The sequence below is a fragment of the Tenacibaculum jejuense genome, from assembly GCF_900198195.1.
GTDB classification, from domain to species: Bacteria; Bacteroidota; Bacteroidia; order Flavobacteriales; family Flavobacteriaceae; genus Polaribacter; species Polaribacter jejuensis.
Genome location: NZ_LT899436.1, coordinates 3,827,832 through 3,847,990 on the forward strand (window position 1 = coordinate 3,827,832; position 20,159 = coordinate 3,847,990).

Genomic DNA, 20,159 nt, shown 5'->3' on the forward strand with positions numbered 1-20,159 from the left:
AACTTAAAACGATGAAAAAAATACAATTTAAAGCAATATTATTCCTATTGGTTTCAGGTATGATTATGTCTTGTCAAGATAATCTTTTAGAAACCAACATTGACCCAGTTAATCCAAATCTACCTGTTGCAGACGATTTAAAAATCCCTTCAACAATGTACTCTTTCGGACAGGGTTTATACGAACCATTTAACTTTCCATATTTATGGTTTGGATATGGTTACCATGAAACAATGGGAGACAATTTAGTAATGCCTTGGGGTAACTTTGGAGGTAGATGGGTAAACCAAACATCTTCAATAGATTTAGACAACAATGTTCTTAATCCTCCTCCAGCAGGAATCACTATTCCTCCAACTCAGAGAATTACTCCACCAGAAGGAGGCGATCAACCAGTTGAAATTAACATTAGAAATACAAGAGCTGCTGGATCAGATAACCCAACTCAATATGAATGGGCTTCAGGTTATGATGCTATAGGACAAACCAACTTAATATTAAGTATTGCAGACGAAGTTGATGCTTCTCCAAGTGAAATAGCTGCTATCAAAGCATGGGCTTTATGGTGGAAAGCATATTCTTACAATAGAATTGGTTTATTATATGAAGAAGGTTTAATAGTAGATTCATTTGGTTCTACTAATAACAACTATGTTCCTAATACTGATATTATTGCTGAATCTAACCGTTTATTAGGAGAGTTAGATACTGTAATTGCTGGTGTTACTAATATTGGAGAGTTTAACTCTGCTTTAGAAGCAATGCAATTAGATATCGTTGGCTTAGTATTAGATATCGCTTCTATGAGAGAAAATTCTAATACATTAAAAGCAAGAAACTTAGTTTATAGCACTAGTGTAACAGCTATGACTTCTGCCGACTGGAATAATGTAATCACATGGTGTAACTCTGGAGTTTCTAGTAATGATAATGCTTTCATTATGAAATCTGAAGCTACATGGGTTAATGACGCATGGTTACCTGGTAGAGTTACTGGATCTTGGTATTTCCCAAGCCCACGTTTAATTCAAGATATCAACATGGGAGATAACCGTTTAGATTTATATTTTGAGGCAGACGTTTTCCCTAACCCAAGAGGAAGAGGATGGCAATATGGTAGTAACTATTTCTGGAAAAGTGAAACTCCAATCGCTTCTACTACTCCAGGTAACGTTACTATGTATTATGCTGGAACATATGAAGAGAACCAATTATTCTTAGCTGAAGCTAAAGTTAGAACAGGAGACATTGAAGGTGGTCTAAGTAACTTAGACGCTGCAAGAACTTTCCAAAATTCAGGTTTACCTGCAACAGTAGGTACTGGATTAACTGAAGCACAAGCTTTAGAAGAAATTCGTAAAGAAAGAAGATTAGGTCTAATCTTAAGGTCAGTAGCTTTCTATGACGCAAGACGTTATGGAATTGCATCTGGATCAAGAACAGGTGCTTGGGTAGTAGGTGTTACAGACGGAACTTATACTCCTATATACAACAATGCAACTATCAACTATAATTATTTAGAGTATTGGCCAGTACCAGCTTTTGAAAGTGATTTCAACGCTCCTGGAACTCAAAACTAATTTAATATCAATAAGTTAATGGGGTTACTTTTGTAACCCCATTTTTTTGTTTAAAACATTTCTGGATTATAAAATGAAAAGAATTCCTCTTCTATGTCTTCTTTTTACACTTGTTTTCTGTAAAAAACAAGAAACAAAAAGCGAACAAAATTTTTTATTCAATAAACTCTCTTCAAAAAGAACTGGTGTTACATTTAACAATAAGATCAAGGACAACTTGAAGGAAAATATCATTAGTTACCTATATTACTACAATGGCGCCGGAGTTAGCGTTGGTGATTTCAATAATGATAATTTAGATGATCTTTATTTTGTATCAAACAAAGGCGAAAACAAATTATATATAAATAAAGGCAATTTAAATTTCGAAGATATTTCTGAAAAAGCTGGCGTAAAAGGAAAAGCTGACTGGCAAACTGGTGTAACAACTATCGATATAAATAATGATGGTTTTTTAGATATATATGTTTGTGCTGTTTCTGGATTATTGGATTTTAAAGGACACAACGAACTTTACATTAACAATGGCGATAATACATTTACAGAAAAATCAAAAGAATATAACTTAGACTATAAAGGGTATTCTACTCAAGCTTATTTCTTTGATTATGATAAAGACGAGGATTTAGATGTATATATAGTAAATCATGCTGTTCATACAAAAAATTCACATGGCCCCGCTTTTTTGAGAGCTAAAAGAACCGATTTAACTGGTGATGTTCTTTTAGAGAATAAGAATAATAAATTTGAAGACAGTAGCGAAAAAGCCAATATTTATGGAGGTGTAAATGGTTATGGACTTAGTGCCTCTATAGCTGACTTTAATAATGATGGTTGGGATGACATTTATGTTTGTAACGACTTCCACGAAGATGACTATTACTATATTAACAATAAAGATGGCTCTTTTACAGAAGCATTAGCTAAAAACTTTTCAACTATTAGTAGGTTTTCTATGGGTAGTGATGCTGCAGATTTAAATGGAGACGGCTTCCAAGATTTAATTACCTTAGATATGTTACCTAAAGACGAAAGAGCTTTAAAAGAATCTGAAGGTGACGACACCATGTTGAACGTACAAATTCAACTACAAAACCTTGGTTATCAAGATCAATATTCTAGAAACATGCTACAGATTAATAATTTCGGAGCTTATTTTCATGAAGAAGCACTTTATAATAATGTAGCAAATACAGATTGGAGTTGGAGTCCGTTAATAGCTGATTTTGACAATGATGGAAATCAAGATTTATTCATATCAAATGGTATCATCAAAAGACCTAATAATTTAGATTTTAAAATGTATGTTTCAAGCAACTACAAATACAGAAGCAGAAACAAATCTAAAGATCAATGGCTTTTAGAAGCTTTAAAAGAAATGCCTTCAGGAAAAGTTCCTAATCAAATATTCCGAGGTAATTCAAAACAATTTAAGAATGAAAATACTTCATGGATTGACAATACACCTTCGTTATCAAATGGTGCTATTTATTCAGATTTAGATTTAGATGGCGATTTAGATTTAGTTACAAACAACATTAACGAAGAGGCTTTCATATATGAAAATACCACAAAAAACAAAAACTACATCTCATTAAACTTTGACTACAAGAGTGAGAATAAAAATGCTATAGGAGTAAAAGCTATATTATATCAGAAACAAACTAAACAATTAAAACAATTATTTAACTCAAGAGGATTTTTATCTTCAGTTAGTAATAAACTTCACTTTGGATTAGACACAATAAAAAAGGTAGATTCTATTGAAATAATTTGGCCTAACAACACCAAACAAACAATTAAAGATATAAGTATCAATAAAGAATTGCTAATAAAATATAATGAAGAAAAAAGTAAGAATTGTATAGCTAATACAACTGAAACTGAAAAAATATTTAAGCCTACTAAAGAAATTATTGACTTTAAACATGATGAAGATAAATATAATGATTTTCATGTTGAAAGATTAATTCCATTCAAAGTTTCAACTACAGGTCCTGCTATAGCTGTTGCTGACATTGACAAAAATGGATTTGATGATTTATTTATCGGCAACGGTTCAGGTAAAGCCGCTGCTTTATACCTGAATGATGGTGTCAAATTATCAAAAAAAGACATAAATGTGTTTAATGAAGACATCAATTATGAAGATGTTTGCGCTACTTTTTTTGATGCGGATAATGATGGAGATTTAGACTTGTATGTAGGTTCAGGAATTCATCAAAATAGAAACAAATCAAACGAAATTGATCGATTATATCTCAATACAAAGAATAACTTCACAAAATCTAATTCAATACCCTTAAACAAAAACATTACTGCCTGCATAAAAGCATATGACTATGATCAAGATGGAGATACTGACTTATTTGTAGGCAACAGATCTAACCCTGATGATTATGGCGAAAAAGTAACTTCTTATTTATTAAAAAATGATGGTGAAGGACAATTTAAAATTGACACAAACTTCTCAATTTTATCGCATGTAACAGATGCGCTATGGATAGACCTTAATAATGATACTGTAAAAGATTTAGTAGTAACTACAGAATGGGATCAACCAAAAATATTTATTAATTCAAATGGAAAACTAACGGAAGAAAACAAACTGAGTAATTTAAATGGTTTGTGGCAAACCGTTAATGCTTTTGATATCGATAAAGATGGAGACAAAGATTTAATCTTAGGTAATTGGGGAGAGAATACAAAATTTAGTACTGAAAATTCTGATCCTATAGTAATGTATCATTCAGACTTTGATTCTAATGGAAAAAAGGAAACTGTAATCGCATACAAATTAGAGAATAAGTATTATCCAATATATTCTAAAGATGAATTAGCCTCACAAATGAATATCATAAAGAAAAGATTTGTAAACTATAAAGATTATGCTTTAAAAACTATAGAAGATATTTTAACAAAAGAACAACTCTCTAAAGCTACTAAATACACGATAAATACATTATCTACAGGTTATTTAATAAATGATAATGGTAATTTTTCTAGTTTTAAAAAGCTAGCAAAACCATTTCAATTATCACCTGTGAATACGACAGTAAACCTAAGTTTAGAGCAAAAAGAACATCTTTTATTTTTAGGCAATTCTAAAAGTGTAAATACTTATCACGGCGGATATGAAAATCTTAAAGGATTACTATTATCTGATAGCAATAACTTTTCTCAGGCATCAAAACTAGGTATCCCTCCTTTAGATTCCGAAGTAAGAAAAGCTGAAGTCATAAAATTTAAAGATAAAAAAGTACTACTAATATTACCCAATAACAACCAAATTCAATCTTTTATCATTAATGAGAAATAATCATTCAAATTTCGTTTTTACACTACTAGCAGCCATCTTTATATGTGTTTCTTGCAAAAGAGAAGCTAACGAAATCAAAATTTCTTCTGAAGATTACAATCACCTTGTAGATAGAATAACAGAAATTATGATTCATGATGTATTCTCTCCACCTGTTGCAAGCAGAATATATGCGTACCCTAATATTGCAGCTTATGAAGCGCTTAATGGAGGTAGTAAAAAATATAAATCTTTATCAGGACAATTAAATGGATTAAAATTAAAAAATCCAGAAAAAACGGATAATGTAAACAAAAAATTAGCTTCATTAATTGCTCATATACAAGTTTCAAAAGAATTAATTTTTTCAAAAGATAAATTAGAAGTTTACAAGGATAGTTTATATAAGATCTGGAAAGAAACAAACCCAACAATATTTAAAAAATCCAAGGAATATGCTACTCAATATTCTAAACAAATTTTAGAATGGATGAATAAAGATAATTATTCACAAACGAGAACATATCCAGAACATAATGGTAATACTGATGATCCTTCACAATGGAAACCTACTCCACCAGCTTACATGGATGCCATAGAGCCTCATTGGAATAAAATACGACCATTCACTTTAGATTCTGCATCTCAATTTAAACCAATACCACCTCCTAAATTTTCTTTAGAAAAAAATAGTCCTTTTTATAAAGAACTAATTCATGTTTATAAAACTGGACAACAAATTATACAAAAAGGGGATTCTTCCGAAGAAATAGAAATAGCTAGATTTTGGGATTGCAACCCTTATGTTTCAGTAAACAAAGGACATTTTATGTTTGCCTCAAAAAAAATAACACCAGGTGCACATTGGATGGGGATTTGTAAAATTGCTTGCAAAAAAGATAATGCAGATTTTTATAAAACAATTTATGCTCATACTAGAACTTCTATTTCAATTGCAGATGCATTTATTAGTTGTTGGGATGAAAAATACAGAAGCAATTTAGTTAGACCTGAAACATTAATCAATAAATACATTGATGAAACATGGGAGCCAATATTACAAACACCTCCATTCCCAGAATATACTAGTGGTCACTCTGTTGTTTCTGGAGCGGCCTCAGAAACATTGACTTTAATTTTTGGTGACAACTTCAACTTTTTAGATACTACTGAAGTTCCTTTTGGACTTCCGGCGAGAAAATTCTCTTCATTTAGAAGTGCTGCAAAAGAAGCTGCCATAAGTAGACTTTACGGAGGTATACATTATAAATCCGCAATAGAATTAGGTTTAAGTCAAGGAATACTTATGTCAGAACACCATAAAACAAAAATAAGTTATAGTTATCAACCATAATTATGATATTTTCAACAGTAAGAACAACACATTGATTTTATAATATTAATCCATTAACTCAGGTTTACTTTGTTCAATCTTATTTGGTTTTTTATGTTAAAAAATTGTTTATTTAAGATAAAATTAAGATTTTAGCGATTGATTAATTCAAACAATTATACAATGAAAACAAAGTTTAATGGGATTTTAACGCTCCTTTTGGCGTTGGTTGTGCAAATTTCGTTTGCGCAAGACAGAACAATTTCAGGAACTGTTTCGGATGAAACCGGGCCATTACCTGGAGTTAGTGTATTAAAAAAAGGTACCACTTCTGGTACTGAAACTGACTTTGATGGAAAGTACTCAATTAAAGCAAAAACAGGAGATGTTTTAGTTTTTAGTTTTGTTGGTATGAAAACCGTAGAGAAAGTTGTTGGTTCTTCAAACAATATCAGTTTCACTATGGAAGGAGATAATGTTCTTGAAGAAGTTGTAGTAACTGGTTACGGTACTGAAAGTAGAGAAACTGTTTCTTCTTCTGTTACTGTATTGAGTGCAGAAGATGTAGAAGGAAGACCTACAGCATCTTTAGTACAAGCATTACAATCTCAGTCTCCAGGTTTAAATATTTCTACTGGTAATGGTCAGCCAGGTGGAAATAGTGTTATCTTATTAAGAGGTATCAACTCTTTATCAGGTAACTCTGAGCCTTTATTTATCGTAGACGGTGTACCTGTAGATGAAGACAACTTTAGATCTATCAACCAAAACGATATCGCTTCGGTAAGTGTTTTAAAAGATGCATCTGCTACAGCTATTTATGGTAACAGAGCAACTGGTGGTGTTATCGTTATTACTACCAAGAAAGGTAAGTCTGGTCAAAAATTACAAATTCGTTATTCTGGAAGAAGTGGTTTTACATTTAAGCCAGATCCAAACTTTTCTTTAGCGAATTCTAGAGAAATTTTAGAAATTGAAAGAATAGCAGGTGTAGGTACTGGTGCTGGTAATTACAACCCTTTCGTTGGTTCAGTTACGGGACTTCCTGTTAGAACTCCTGGTTCTCCAGCTATACCACTTACAGATGCTCAAATTGCAACTGCTTCACAAACAAATACTGATTGGACTGATATCTTATTAAGAGTTGGTAACTTCAACTCTCATGATATATCGTTATCAACTGGATCTGATAACATTACTTCTTATACTTCATTAGGTTACTTTGAGCAAGAAGGTATTACTCTAAGATCTAAGTTACAAAGAATGACTGTTAGAAATAACACGACTTACAAAACAGATAAGTTTACTTTCAATTCAAGTATAGGTATTGGATTTAGTAGATCTGATATTGCTGGTGGTATTGGAACTGGAGGTACAAGTGGTTCATTAAGTAATCCTTTCTTAGGACCATTCGTTTCTAAGCCTTATTTACCTGCATATAATGCAGATGGTTCATTAAATGTAGTTGGTGATACTGATCCTAACAACAGTGGAGGCTTCTTAAATACTCCTTATATCATTCAAAACGTTGCTAGATTTGATATAGATAGAGATACTGAATTAAGAATTACTGGTGCGTTAAGTGCTGATTACAATATCACTGATAAGTTTAGAGCTCACGTTGGATTTGGTCTTGATATGATCGAAGAGAGCCGTTTTAGATTAGAGCCAACTAATAGTATTAGAGGATCTAGAGTTAGTGAAGATGTTAGAGGTAATCCAGATGCACAGTTTACTGGTAGACAAAGGCAAGATTTCGCTAGAGATACAAGAATGATTACTGATTTAAGATTAAGTTATGATGATACTATTGGAGAAAAACATAACTACTCTGTATTAGGTATTACAGAATTTAATTATGCTGAGTTTAATGATTTCGGATTCGACCAAGTTGGTTTAACACCTGGTTTAGAAGGTGTTGGCGCTGGGTTTGTTGCTGGTAATACTACTGAAGATCCAGATGGTAATGGTGAACCTGACTTTTTCTATATTCCGACTTTATTTTCTCGTAAATTCATCGTATCTCAGTTTTCTTTAATTGGTAAGGCTACTTATGACTATGACAAGATTGCTGGAGCTGATTTTACTATCCGTCGTGATGGTTCTTCTCGTTTCCAAGGAGACAATCGTTTTGGTATATTCTGGTCTGTTGGAGGTTTTGTAAATTTAACAAAGTCTTTATTTGATCCTTCTGATTTTGTAAATGATATTAAATTAAGAGGTAGTTACGGTATCACTGGTAACGACAGATTAGGTGGTGGATACTATGCAGGATTAGATGTTCCTTTTGATCAATTTGGTGCTGTTGGAGGATACAACGGTAGTGTTGGTTTAGCTCCTACTCAGCTAGGTAATAGAAATATCAAGTGGGAAGAAACTGCAAAGGCAAACATTGGTGTTGATTTTAGATTATTACAAAATAAATTAACTGGTAGTTTTGATGTTTATAAAAATATTACAACTGACTTATTTGCTCAAAGACCAGCAACTAACTTATCTACATTTTCTGTAATAAACGATAATGTTGGAACTATGCAAAACCAAGGTATTGAAGCTATCTTAAATTATAAGTTAATTCAAAACGAAAATACAGTTTGGTCTGTTGGTGTTAATGGTTCTTACAACGAAAACTTAATTACAGAATTAAATGGTATTGAAGCTAACGCTAACGGAGAGATTATATTAGATGATACTCAATTTTCACCTGAAGCAGTAGGTCACGCTTTTAACGAATACTATATGGTAAGATGGGCTGGTGTTAATCCAGCTAATGGTAGTCCACTTTATTTAGATAGAGATGGGAATTTAACAGAACAGTTTAGTGATGCTAACAGAGTATTTACTGGTAAGTCTACTATTCCTAAATACCAGGGTGGATTCAATACTTCTTTCTATCATAAAGGGTTTTCTTTAGATGCTCAATTTACATTTGCAGCTGAAGTATATAGAAATAATGGTACTTTAGGAGTTGCTGAAGATCCAACTTTATTAAATATCATCAATGTTACTTCTGATTTATTAGGTGCTTGGCAACAGCCAGGAGATATTACTGGTATCCCTGCATTAAATACGGGTTCTATAAGAAACTTAGCAACTACAAGATATCTTGAAGATGCATCGTATATAAGATTAAAGAATGTTGCAATTGGATATGAATTAACGAACTCTTTAATTAAGAAAAGTCCTTTTAGTTCAGTGAAATTATATTTACAAGGAGAAAACTTATTAACTTGGACAAAATGGAGAGGTTTCGATCCTGAATTTGATCCTTTTCAAGCTAATGATTTCTTCTCATTCCCTAACTCACGTATCGTAACATTAGGTGTTGATTTAAAACTTTAATAAAATGAAAATACTTAAAAAAATATTTGGTGGAGCACTTTTAGTTTCATCGCTTTTTCTTACATCTTGTGAAGAAAAACTAGACGTTATACCAAACGATGCTATATTACCAGATGTAGCTTTCCAATCGGTTGATGATTTACAAAATGCTTTAAATGCTACTTATTCTTTCGTAGATACACAATCTATACGATTCAACTCAATTTTTAGTGACAACACTAAAGTTGGTAAAGATAGTGGTGGACAAGAAGTTAACTTACACTCATGGGTACTAACTCCCAATGTAGGTGTAGCTCAAACTATTTGGCAAAATAGATATACAATTATCAACAGAGCTTCTAGAGTTATTCAAGCTGCTGATATTATAGACAGAACAGGTAGAGAACAAGAGGTGAATAACATTTTAGCTCAAGCTTATGCTTTACGTGCTTTTGCTCATTTTGGATTATACCAATACTATACTCCAGATTACTCAGATCCTAACGGATTATCTGTACCAGCAGTAGATTTTCCAGTAACTGTAGAGAATTTACCTCGTAATACTGTTTCAGAAGTACTAGCTGCTATTGAAGCTGATTTAGTAAGATCTTCTGGTCTTATTGATGCAAGTCAAACAGATAATAGGTTTATTACTGAGGATTTCATCACTGCTTTAAGAGCAAGAATTGCTTTATTCTCTGGTGAATATGCAACAGCTTTAACTTTAGCTAATCAATTAATAGCTGATTATCCTTTAGCAGATCAAGCTCAGTATAGAGCAATGTTCTTAGATCAAGATAATACTGAAGTTATATTTAAAGCTGCTAGAGTTAATGGAGATGGTACTATTGGTGGTATCTGGCACTTTGGTAGTGGTAACCCATTCATAGAAATGTCTAATTCATTTTTTAATCTTTTAGACCCAGCTGATATCAGATTTTCTACAAACTTAAATGTTGCAGAAAGTGATCCTGCTGCTAACGTACACTTAATTAATAAATACCCTGGTACATCACAAAGATTTTTAGCTGATTTTAAAATATTTAGAGTATCAGAAATGCACTTAATCAAAGCTGAAGCTGAAGCTAGAGCTGGAAACTTTACTGCTTCTCAAGAAACAATAAAAGGATTAAGAGATGCGCGTTTTGGTGCAGATACACCTCAACCAACATATACTACTCTTAACGATGCTTTAGATTTTATTTTAGATGAAAGAAGAGTTGAATTAGCTTTTGAAGGTCACCGTTACTTAGACTTAAAGAGATTATCTAGAACTTTAAACAGAGCTAATGCTGATTGTGGTGGTTTAAGTAATGCATGTCAATTAACTTCTACAGATCAGAGATTTACATTACCAATCCCTTCTGTTGAAATTAATGCTAACCCAGAAATGGTACAAAACCCTGGGTACTAATAACTAAAATTTAAAGATTATGATTAAAAAAATAAGTCTATATATACTTGTATTAGCAAGTACAATTTTAGCTGGATGTGACCCTACTGAGAATGTTATATTTGATGTTAATAACGGACAGTCATTAGCTAAATTCACTACTGGAGATCAGACTATCCCAGTTCCAGATTCAGGTGCAACAGCTATCATATCAGTTGGTGTTTCGACTGTAAGTGATACTGACAGAAGAGTTACATTATCTATTGATGCTGCTAACACTACTGCTACTACAGCAGCTTATACAATTAATGATGCTACAGCTGTTATTCCAGCAGGTGAGTATATTGCTAACATCGAAATTGATGCTAACTTTACAGGAGTACCTGTTACAGGTTTCGCTGATTTAGTAGTTAATATTGATGGTGTAGAAGGAGCTGAATTAGAAGAAGATTTATCTAACAAAGTTAGTTTCTTTAGATTCTGTCCTTTCGAAAATGGAGCAACATTCTTAGGTGATTATCGTTTAGAAACTCAAGTATTAGGTATATTTGGTTCTACAACTTTAACTGATGGAGTTGTTACAATTTCTCAAGGAGCTACTGTAGCTGATCGTGTATTTACTTCAATTCCTTACCCAGGTTTAGGATCTTTTAGTCCTGTAAATATCGGATTTAGTTTAATTTGTGATGATATCGTATTCAGTCCTATCGATGATATAGGTGTTGGATGTAGTGGTGGAAATGCTTTTGCACCTTCAACTGCTAATGCTTCTACTTACACAGCTAACGATGATTCTGAATTAGTTATCAACTTTATTGACGACGCTAGAGGTCAATGTGCTGGTGGAGGAGCTCCAGTAGAAGTACAAATTAGATTAGTTAAAATGTAAAAATTCATTTTACTCAAAATAAATAAAACCATCTCCTAAAGAGATGGTTTTTTTATTATAGTTATTATACCTTTGTAGCATGGAACAAACGACAACAATATTTGGTATTAGAGCTATTATAGAAGCCATAGAAAGTAACTCTACAATTGATAAAGTATATTTACAAAAAGGATTAAGAGGTGACCTTTATTTTGAGCTTGAAAAACTAATCAAAAAAAATAAAATATCTACTAGTTTAGTTCCTGTTGAAAAATTAAATCGTTTATCTAAGCATAATAATCACCAAGGAGCAGTGGCTAAAATATCTCCTATTAAGTTTTATGAATTAGATGAATTGATAGAGCAAACTTTAAACGCTGATACTACTCCATTATTCATTCTTCTAGATCAACTTTCTGACGTTAGAAATTTTGGGGCTATTATTAGAACTGCAGAATGTACAGGTGCTCATGGAATTATTATTCAAAAAAGTGGTAGTGCTCCTGTTAATGCTGAAACTATAAAAACATCTGCTGGAGCTGCTTTTAAAGTTCCAATTTGTAAGGTTGATCATATTAAAGATGCTATATTTCAATTTCAAGCAGCGGATATTAAACTCGTTGCAGCTACTGAAAAAACAGAAGAATCAATTTATGATGTAGCGTTAAATCAACCTATAGCTATAGTAATGGGTTCAGAACACAAAGGAGTGAGTAATTCTGTTCTAAAAATGGTCGATTACAAAGCAAAACTTCCATTACTTGGAGAAATTCAATCATTAAATGTATCTGTAGCTTGTGGAGCTTTCTTATATGAAACAGTTAGACAAAGAATAAAACAATAATTAGCTTAATGCTCATATAAATTTAACAGAATACTAGTTAGGTTTTAGTAAATTTAAGACTAAACCTATAAATCTTTAAAATGAGCACTATTAGACTCGGTGATGAAGCACCAAACTTTACAGCAGAAACTTCTGAAGGAACAATCAACTTTCATGAATGGTTAGGCGATAATTGGGGAATTTTATTTTCTCACCCTGCAGATTATACTCCTGTTTGTACTACTGAATTAGGTACTGTTGCAAAATATAAAAGTGAATTTGAAAAACGCAAAGTTAAAGTTGTTGCGTTGAGTGTTGATGGTTTAACATCTCATCAGGGATGGATTCAAGATATAAATGAAACACAAAACACTTCAGTTAATTTTCCTATAATTGCTGATGAGGACAAAAAAGTGTCAAATCTTTATGATATGATTCATCCTAATGCTGATAATAATCTTACTGTAAGATCTGTTTTTATTATAGATCCTAATAAAAAAGTAAAATTGATTATTGTATATCCAGCTTCAACAGGAAGAAATTTTGATGAACTTTTAAGAGTAATTGATTCTTTACAATTAACTACTTATCATAAAGTCGCTACTCCTGCTAACTGGAAAAATGGTGATGATTGTGTTATAGTTCCAGCTGTTGAAAATGAAGAAATAGCTGAATTATTTCCTAAAGGATATAAGGAGATTAAACCTTATTTAAGAATGACTCCACAACCTAATTTAGAATAAAAAAAGACGCTTTAAAAGCGTCTTTTTTTATTCCTCTTCTTCAGATATATTTTCATCAACCATATTTTTATGATCTACATAAATATATCGGTATGTAATTTCTTTAATTTCAGATTCTTCATGTGCCTCTATTTCTTCATCTGGAGGTGGTGGATTGTAATTTCCTTCTTCATCAAACATATCATCAAATTCTGTTTTTGAAAATACAAATGCTTCTTTTACAATTCCTATATTTCTGTATCTGTATGCAAAAAACAATCCGACAATAAAACCTGCTGTATGGCCTTCCCATGATATTCCTTCTTCAATAGGAAAAAGATACCAAATCATACTTCCGTAAAGAAAAATTACAATTAAAGACATAGCTACTAATCGAAAGTGTTTTCTGATGATACCGCTAAAAAAAATAAAACTAAATAATAAATAAACAATTCCACTTGCACCAAAATGATATGCTTCTCTACCAATGCTCCAAGTTAGTATTCCAGTTAATAGTCCTCCATAAATTAACAATTTTGTTCCAACTTCTTTATAAAAATAAAATAGCGACATTAAGAGGACTATTAACGGCACTGAATTATTAAAAAGGTGTTTTGTATCACTATGAATGAAATGAGATAGAAAAACACCTCTTATTCCTTTTAATGTTCTAGGTAAAACACCTAATCTATTAAAATTAAAACCAAACCTTATTTCTATCCAATAAACAAACCAAATAATGAAAATAAAGAGTATTGGTATGGTTAGTATATAGTTCTTAAATTTAAACTGATCTTCTGGCTCCATATGATTTTTAACATCAAAAAGATAACCATTTTATATTTCTTGTTAATCTGTCATAAATCTTTGCTACTTTTACTCTATGAGTGCACCTTTGGCAGAAAGAATTAGACCGAAAACCTTAGACGACTATATAAGTCAGCAACATTTAGTTGGTAAAAATGGTATTTTAACCAATCATATCAAACAAGGAATTATACCTTCATTAATATTTTGGGGACCTCCAGGAATCGGTAAAACGACGTTAGCCAATATTATAGCTACAGTTTCAGATAGACCTTTTTATACATTAAGTGCGATTAGTTCTGGTGTAAAAGATGTTAGAGAAGTAATTGAAAAGGCAAAGAAAAGTGGTGGTTTATTTACTCAGAAAAATCCTATTTTATTTATTGATGAAATTCATAGGTTTAGTAAATCTCAACAAGATTCTTTACTAGGTGCAGTAGAAAAAGGCTGGGTTACATTGGTAGGAGCAACAACTGAAAACCCTAGTTTTGAAGTAATCCCTGCCCTCCTATCTCGATGTCAAGTTTACATTTTAAACTCTTTTGATAAAGATGATCTTATTGCTCTATTACAAAGAGCTATTGAAAAAGATGAAATTTTATCAAAAAAGAAAATAATACTATCTGAAACAGATGCTTTGTTACAAATTTCTGGTGGAGATGCGAGAAAGCTTTTAAATATTTTCGAATTACTTGTTTCGTCTGAAGATGAAATTGAGATAACGAATAAACTTGTTCTAGAAAAAGTTCAAAAAAATACAGTTCGTTACGACAAAACTGGTGAACAACATTATGATATTATCTCAGCTTTTATTAAATCTATAAGGGGTAGTGACCCTAATGCTGCTGTATATTGGCTGGCTAGAATGATAGAAGGAGGAGAAGATGTGAAGTTTATTGCTCGTAGATTACTTATTCTTGCTTCAGAAGATATAGGAAATGCAAATCCTACTGCTTTAATTTTAGCTAACAATACTTTTCAAGCGGTTTCTGTCATAGGATATCCAGAATCTAGAATAATATTAAGCCAATGCGCAGTGTATTTAGCTAACTCTGCTAAAAGTAATGCTTCTTACATGGCTATAGGTAAAGCCCAAGAATTAGTGAGGAAAACTGGTGATTTATCAATTCCTTTGCATCTGAGGAATGCACCTACTAAATTAATGAAAGATTTAGACTATGGTAAAGATTATCAATACGCTCATAATTACAACGAAAACTTTGTACATCAAGAATATTTACCTGATGAAATCGTAAATACTAAACTATATGAACCTGGTAATAATGCCAGAGAGAATAACTTTAGGGAAACCTTAAAAAAACGCTGGAAGGATAAATACAATTATTAAAATTTCACCCTAAATAACTTTGTAACCAGTTTATCATTTTCGTAATATTCTGCAGACCAAACGTCTCCACTTTTCTTAGAAAAAGTTCCATTTTTGTCTTTTATAATAAACGAGTTTTCACGGTTTGTTTTCAACAATTTAAAAACAACTTCAGGAACATCGTTTATCAACTGATATCCATAGTCTTTTGGTTGTGCATACAGAACATTAGTTATATTAGTATACAATTCGTCTGATGTTTGTTTTACTTCTACAACTTTATCTTCTTTCTGCAAATTGTAATTTCTTTCTCTCTCTGTAGATACTTCTATATTTTTGGTTACTATGGTTTCTGTAGTTTTTGGAACATATTTATAATTCAATTGTTTAATTGAATTAAAAGCTTCTCTAATAGCTTTATGGTAGGCTTTTTTGTACTCTTTTAATTTACTTTTTCCAAATTTAGAACTGTATACTTCTTTATTAAAACAATCTTTGAATCGTATTTGAACTTTTGTAACAAAAATACCTGAATCATTAAATAAATCTGCAGTTAACGCTTTACATCTATCAGATACTAAATCTGCAGGTAAAGATTCATCATCAAAAAAGACATTAAAATTGTTCTTCTTTAATAAAAATTTAATCAATGAACTTGTTTGATACTGATCTGCTTTCTTAAAACCATTGTATTGTTTTGGTACAATAACATATTTGTAATCGTTTACACTTTTTTGAGCAAAAACAGAAGTAGTTATGAATAAAAGTAAAAGTATTTTTTTCATTTTTTGGTAAATTAATCAAACATCACAATATAGTAAAAAAGCTATTAAAGCTAGAATTCGTATCAATTATCTTGAAATAAAATTGATTCCAAATTGAAAAGATGCACTATTAGATGCAGCTAAATCTGTTAATTGTAAAACATTATCTACTGCTGTATATACATTGATTTTCCAAATATTAGCTGAAATTCCTAAACCAATGTTTGAATTAGAGAAATCATCTACCGTGTAAGTTATTCTTGTATTGAGTCGTTTCGAAAATTTTCTTTCATAAAAACCAGTTAAGGCAAATCTAGGACCGATAGGAGTTAATACAGAAAAAATTTGTCCTCCTAAAGCATTGTCATAATAATCATTATAAGTCATATCAGAACAGTTCTCTTCTCTTCTAGATTTTCCAAAGCTGTATCTTCCTCCGAAATTTAATTTTAAAGGTCGCATTACTGCGTACGATTCTCTGTTTTCGTTTCTTGGAATTCTTGCATTAATTTCATCATTCAGGTTCCTCCAATAATCAGGATTAGAATTATCAAATAAGAACTCTATTCCACTAAAAGTATAATCTCCTTCAACGTTTCCATTTCTTACCTTATTTGAATAGCTAATAAAACCTACATCTAATAAACTTGCTGAAATCTCGGTCTGATCATCAATTGCATAAGTAAATCCTATATCAAAACCTAAACCTAAATTACTGCCTAAGAAAATATTCCCAGTAATATCATCTGCGGTTAAATCAAATTCATCATTTTCATTGTATAAACCAGAACTATATGCATTTACATTTAAATTTGTTAAAGAGTGTTGATAAAGACTAGTGGTTCCTAAACGTGTTGTAAAACTTCCTGTATTTCCTGTAGAAGTTACATTTAAAGCTCCAGAATAAATCTTTAACCTAGCTCCTGCTGTAAATTTTTCATTGAACTTTCTAGTAATACCTGCGTGAATTACTCCTAGTACATCTGCTTTTGTCGCTAGATTAGAAAAAAGAAAATTTCTATTTATAAATGGTGCGTTTCCATCTTTAATAAGTTCTAAAAACTCTTTTGGTATTTTTAAAAATGCATCGAATTCAGTGTAATATCCTACACTTAAATAATCTCTTTTATTTAGTTTATATCCTGCATTAATTACTTCTACTTGTGAATTAATATATGCATAATCGTTATTATCTAGATTATTAATGACATTATTAAATTTTGTCGTAAAATCAACATTATCTTCTCGAAACAAATCAGCTATTGTAAATCCAGATGTGCTTACACTTGCTGAAATTCCAGACAGTACTGGTACACCAACATGATATTTGTAGTCTGTTTTAGCTCCTGGATTCAATAGTAATCCTTGAGGAATATTATCAAAACCATATAAAACTTGCTTATTCTGTGCAAAAATTAACCCTGAAAAGGTTAAAAAGAAAAGTATAAAAATCTTTTTCATTAGTTTAGTTTACTCTGAAATATAATGTTCCTGCTGATCTAAAAGTTAGGGAGGTAGGTACGTTAACATCTATTATTGAGCCGTCTGAACTAGGCAACAATTCAATTCTGGTTCTAACATTTCTAGTATTTGTGAAAGCTGGCTCATTTGCTAGTATAATTTCTTCTTCCTGATTAAAATCAGATTGATTTGGATTAACGTTTAATGTAATTGGACTTAATGTCTCATTTCCAGCACCATCTAAAAAGAAAAACTCTATTCTAAAACCTCTATTAAATTGATTGTTAATAGCGAACTGTAAAACAATACGTTCTAAGTTATCTCTAGTTTGCTCATTATTAAAAATAGTAAATAGCGATGTTTGTTCTATTGGTCTATTTATTTCAACTCCACCAAAAACAAGTTCATTCTGGGTTATTGTCGAATTCACTAAAGAAGCTAATACCACAGGAGTTATTTCTAAATCTTCAGCCTGACTAAAATTTACGTCCTCTACACAAGAACTCATCATCAATAAAAAACTACATAATACTACTCTAAAAATTAATCTCATACCTCTTAATTATGTTCATTTTGAAACGTTTATATCTTATAAAAATTGTTTAATTTCTAACAAGCTTCTTATAGTTAAAACATTATTCTCTACAGTTTCTTCTTGTTTTGGGTCATAAAAAATAGGTTGTATCCCTAAATTTTTAGCTCCCATTACGTCTGCTTCTAAACTATCGCCCACCATAATACAATTTTCTGGTTTAGAATTCACTTCTTTTAACGCAAAATTAAAAATTTTAGGGTTTGGTTTCTTTACACCTACGCTTTCAGATGTAACAATTAAGTCGAAAAAATCCCTAATTCCAGATTTCATTAATTTTTTATGTTGAACTTCTTTAAAGCCATTGGTAATAATATGAAGTTTATATTTTGGCTTTAAATATTCAAGGATTTCTAGAGTTCCATCTATTAGAAAATTATAATCGGATAGATATTTTATATAATCTTCAGAAACTTGATCTATTAATGCATCACTTGCATTAAAATTCAAAGTATCAAAAACATCTTTCAATCTTCGGTAACGCAATTCTTCTTTAGCTATTTTTTCTTCTCTATACAGTTTCCAATACTGAAGATTTAAAGGTATATACACTTCTAAAAATTCATTTAAGTCAAGAGTAATATTCTGTTCTTTAAATATTTGCTGAAATGTTAATGATGAATTCTGGTCAAAATCCCAGAGTGTATGATCTAAATCAAAGAAAATATGTGCTATCCCGGTCATAAACCAAAAATAAGGATATAAATCATCGAAGCTTGAATTTAATTGTTAAAAAAATATATCTTGCCAATACTAAAAATAAGCAATTGGGACTAACTGAACTTTTTAATTTATTCCTTGTCATAAGTGCCGTTCATGGCTTTGCTTTTAATTTCTTTTTATTTCAGAAAAAAATTAAAAACAAAGGGATTTTATACCTCAACTTAATGATTTTAGTTATTGCTTTAAATAATTTACAATCGTGGTTATTACTAAAAAACTTCTTTGTTTTAAAGTATATTCAAATTCCTTGGCATTTTTTAATAGCTCCATTATTCTATACTTTTTTAATCAATTATTTAGAAATTAAAAGACGTTTTTTAAATGTTCTAAAGGTCTTTATTCCCATTTTTGTTTTAAGCATCATCATACAAGTTGTCTATTTGTCTTTTGTAAATGATATAAATAATGAGAACTATCATTTATTCTATGAAAAGTATACGGCTATAGAAGAAGCTGCTAGCTTAATCATTTCTCTTTATTTATTTTTTTGCTGTTATCATATTCTGAAATATAAAAATCATTTGTTTAAAGAAATTTTAAGCTTTGATAACTTAAAGTGGTTAAACACTTTTATTTATTTAGCTGGGATTAGTTATATCTTATGGATTGTAGCTTTAACTATCAAATTCTACTTAAACTTCGATAATTTTATTGTTTTTTATTATCCGTTAAGAATCATGACAACTACTTTAATCTACTGGTTAGGTTATGAACTTGTTTTTGTTTTAAAACAGATAAAAGAAAGAAAATCTATCCGTAAAAAAATAACATTCAAACCTCAAAAAGAAAAACAAAGTACCTCTAAAAAGTTTTTACGAATTACATCATACATTAAAGACAACAGACGTTTTTTAGATAATCTTTTAAGCTTAGAAACCCTAGCTAACGAACTTCAAATAAGCAGTAGCCAATTGTCCAAAGTGATTAATGAAGAAACTTCTCAAAATTTTAATCATTTAATTAATACATACAGGATAGATTTCTCTAAAGCTTTGTTATTAGATGATGATTATAAAAACTACACTATCACTTCAATTGCTTTAGAATCGGGTTTTAACTCAAAGTCTACATTTTACAATGCTTTTAAAAAGCATACTGGAATAACTCCTTCTGATTTTAGATTACAACACCAAAATTCTTAGTCCAG

The 20,159-nt window shown here is 30.9% G+C and carries 15 protein-coding genes; 10 read left to right on the plus strand and 5 right to left on the minus strand.

Annotation, left to right across the window (positions count from 1 at the left end):
* Window positions 1–11 precede the first annotated feature (11 nt).
* From AQ1685_RS16815 to AQ1685_RS16850, 8 genes are all read left to right on the plus strand, one after another.
* Entirely contained in the window at window positions 12–1,580 is a 1,569-nt protein-coding gene (locus AQ1685_RS16815) for a RagB/SusD family nutrient uptake outer membrane protein (protein ID WP_157730264.1), read from the plus strand.
* Window positions 1,581–1,653: 73 nt separating this feature from the next.
* A complete protein-coding gene (locus tag AQ1685_RS16820; RefSeq protein WP_095074042.1) occupies window positions 1,654–4,899 on the plus strand; it encodes a VCBS repeat-containing protein in 3,246 nt (1,081 codons plus the stop codon).
* Window positions 4,889–6,232: a vanadium-dependent haloperoxidase gene (locus AQ1685_RS16825; RefSeq protein ID WP_095074043.1), complete on the plus strand. Its 1,344-nt coding sequence runs from the start codon at window positions 4,889–4,891 to the stop codon at window positions 6,230–6,232. The genes AQ1685_RS16820 and AQ1685_RS16825 overlap by 11 nt, the downstream gene beginning before the upstream one ends.
* Before the next feature lie 162 nt (window positions 6,233–6,394).
* The gene (locus AQ1685_RS16830) at window positions 6,395–9,553 is read left to right on the plus strand and encodes a SusC/RagA family TonB-linked outer membrane protein (RefSeq protein ID WP_095074045.1); all 3,159 of its coding nucleotides are present in this window, start codon (window positions 6,395–6,397) and stop codon (window positions 9,551–9,553) included.
* 4 nt (window positions 9,554–9,557) lie between these two features.
* Window positions 9,558–10,946, plus strand: a complete 1,389-nt coding sequence (locus AQ1685_RS16835) for a RagB/SusD family nutrient uptake outer membrane protein (RefSeq protein ID WP_095074047.1) — start codon at window positions 9,558–9,560, stop codon at window positions 10,944–10,946.
* A 19-nt stretch (window positions 10,947–10,965) separates the two neighbouring features.
* Window positions 10,966–11,814 (plus strand): hypothetical protein, encoded by an 849-nt coding sequence (locus tag AQ1685_RS16840; RefSeq protein ID WP_095074049.1) that lies wholly within the window; start codon window positions 10,966–10,968, stop codon window positions 11,812–11,814.
* A 79-nt stretch (window positions 11,815–11,893) separates the two neighbouring features.
* A complete protein-coding gene (gene rlmB / locus AQ1685_RS16845; protein WP_095074051.1) occupies window positions 11,894–12,637 on the plus strand; it encodes a 23S rRNA (guanosine(2251)-2'-O)-methyltransferase RlmB in 744 nt (247 codons plus the stop codon).
* 80 nt (window positions 12,638–12,717) lie between these two features.
* Window positions 12,718–13,359, plus strand: a complete 642-nt coding sequence (locus AQ1685_RS16850) for a peroxiredoxin (protein WP_095074053.1) — start codon at window positions 12,718–12,720, stop codon at window positions 13,357–13,359.
* A gap of 27 nt (window positions 13,360–13,386) precedes the next feature.
* On the opposite strand, the gene AQ1685_RS16855 is transcribed toward AQ1685_RS16850, so the two are convergent.
* A complete protein-coding gene (locus AQ1685_RS16855; RefSeq protein ID WP_095074055.1) occupies window positions 13,387–14,145 on the minus strand; it encodes a rhomboid family intramembrane serine protease in 759 nt (252 codons plus the stop codon).
* Window positions 14,146–14,221: 76 nt separating this feature from the next.
* On the opposite strand from AQ1685_RS16855, the gene AQ1685_RS16860 reads away from it, so the two are divergent.
* Window positions 14,222–15,493 carry a replication-associated recombination protein A gene (locus AQ1685_RS16860; RefSeq protein ID WP_095074057.1) on the plus strand — a complete coding sequence of 424 codons (1,272 nt, stop codon included), beginning with the start codon at window positions 14,222–14,224 and terminating at the stop codon, window positions 15,491–15,493.
* On the opposite strand, the gene AQ1685_RS16865 is transcribed toward AQ1685_RS16860, so the two are convergent.
* The 4 genes from AQ1685_RS16865 to AQ1685_RS16880 all read right to left on the minus strand — a co-directional run bounded on the left by AQ1685_RS16865 (window position 15,490) and on the right by AQ1685_RS16880 (window position 18,973).
* The gene (locus AQ1685_RS16865; RefSeq protein WP_095074059.1) at window positions 15,490–16,257 is read right to left on the minus strand and encodes a hypothetical protein; all 768 of its coding nucleotides are present in this window, start codon (window positions 16,255–16,257) and stop codon (window positions 15,490–15,492) included. The genes AQ1685_RS16860 and AQ1685_RS16865 overlap by 4 nt on opposite strands.
* A 66-nt stretch (window positions 16,258–16,323) precedes the next feature.
* On the minus strand, window positions 16,324–17,697 hold the full coding sequence (locus tag AQ1685_RS16870) for a DUF5723 family protein (protein ID WP_095074061.1): 1,374 nt from the start codon (window positions 17,695–17,697) through the stop codon (window positions 16,324–16,326).
* 4 nt (window positions 17,698–17,701) lie between these two features.
* Window positions 17,702–18,250: a hypothetical protein gene (locus tag AQ1685_RS16875; protein WP_157730265.1), complete on the minus strand. Its 549-nt coding sequence runs from the start codon at window positions 18,248–18,250 to the stop codon at window positions 17,702–17,704.
* Window positions 18,251–18,286: 36 nt separating this feature from the next.
* Window positions 18,287–18,973 (minus strand): YjjG family noncanonical pyrimidine nucleotidase, encoded by a 687-nt coding sequence (locus AQ1685_RS16880; RefSeq protein ID WP_095074065.1) that lies wholly within the window; start codon window positions 18,971–18,973, stop codon window positions 18,287–18,289.
* Between the two features lie 203 nt (window positions 18,974–19,176).
* Here AQ1685_RS16880 and AQ1685_RS16885 point away from each other — a divergent pair, with 203 nt between their 5' ends.
* Complete coding sequence (locus AQ1685_RS16885; protein ID WP_095074067.1) at window positions 19,177–20,154, plus strand: helix-turn-helix domain-containing protein; 978 nt, start codon at window positions 19,177–19,179, stop codon at window positions 20,152–20,154.
* Window positions 20,155–20,159: the final 5 nt, after the last annotated feature.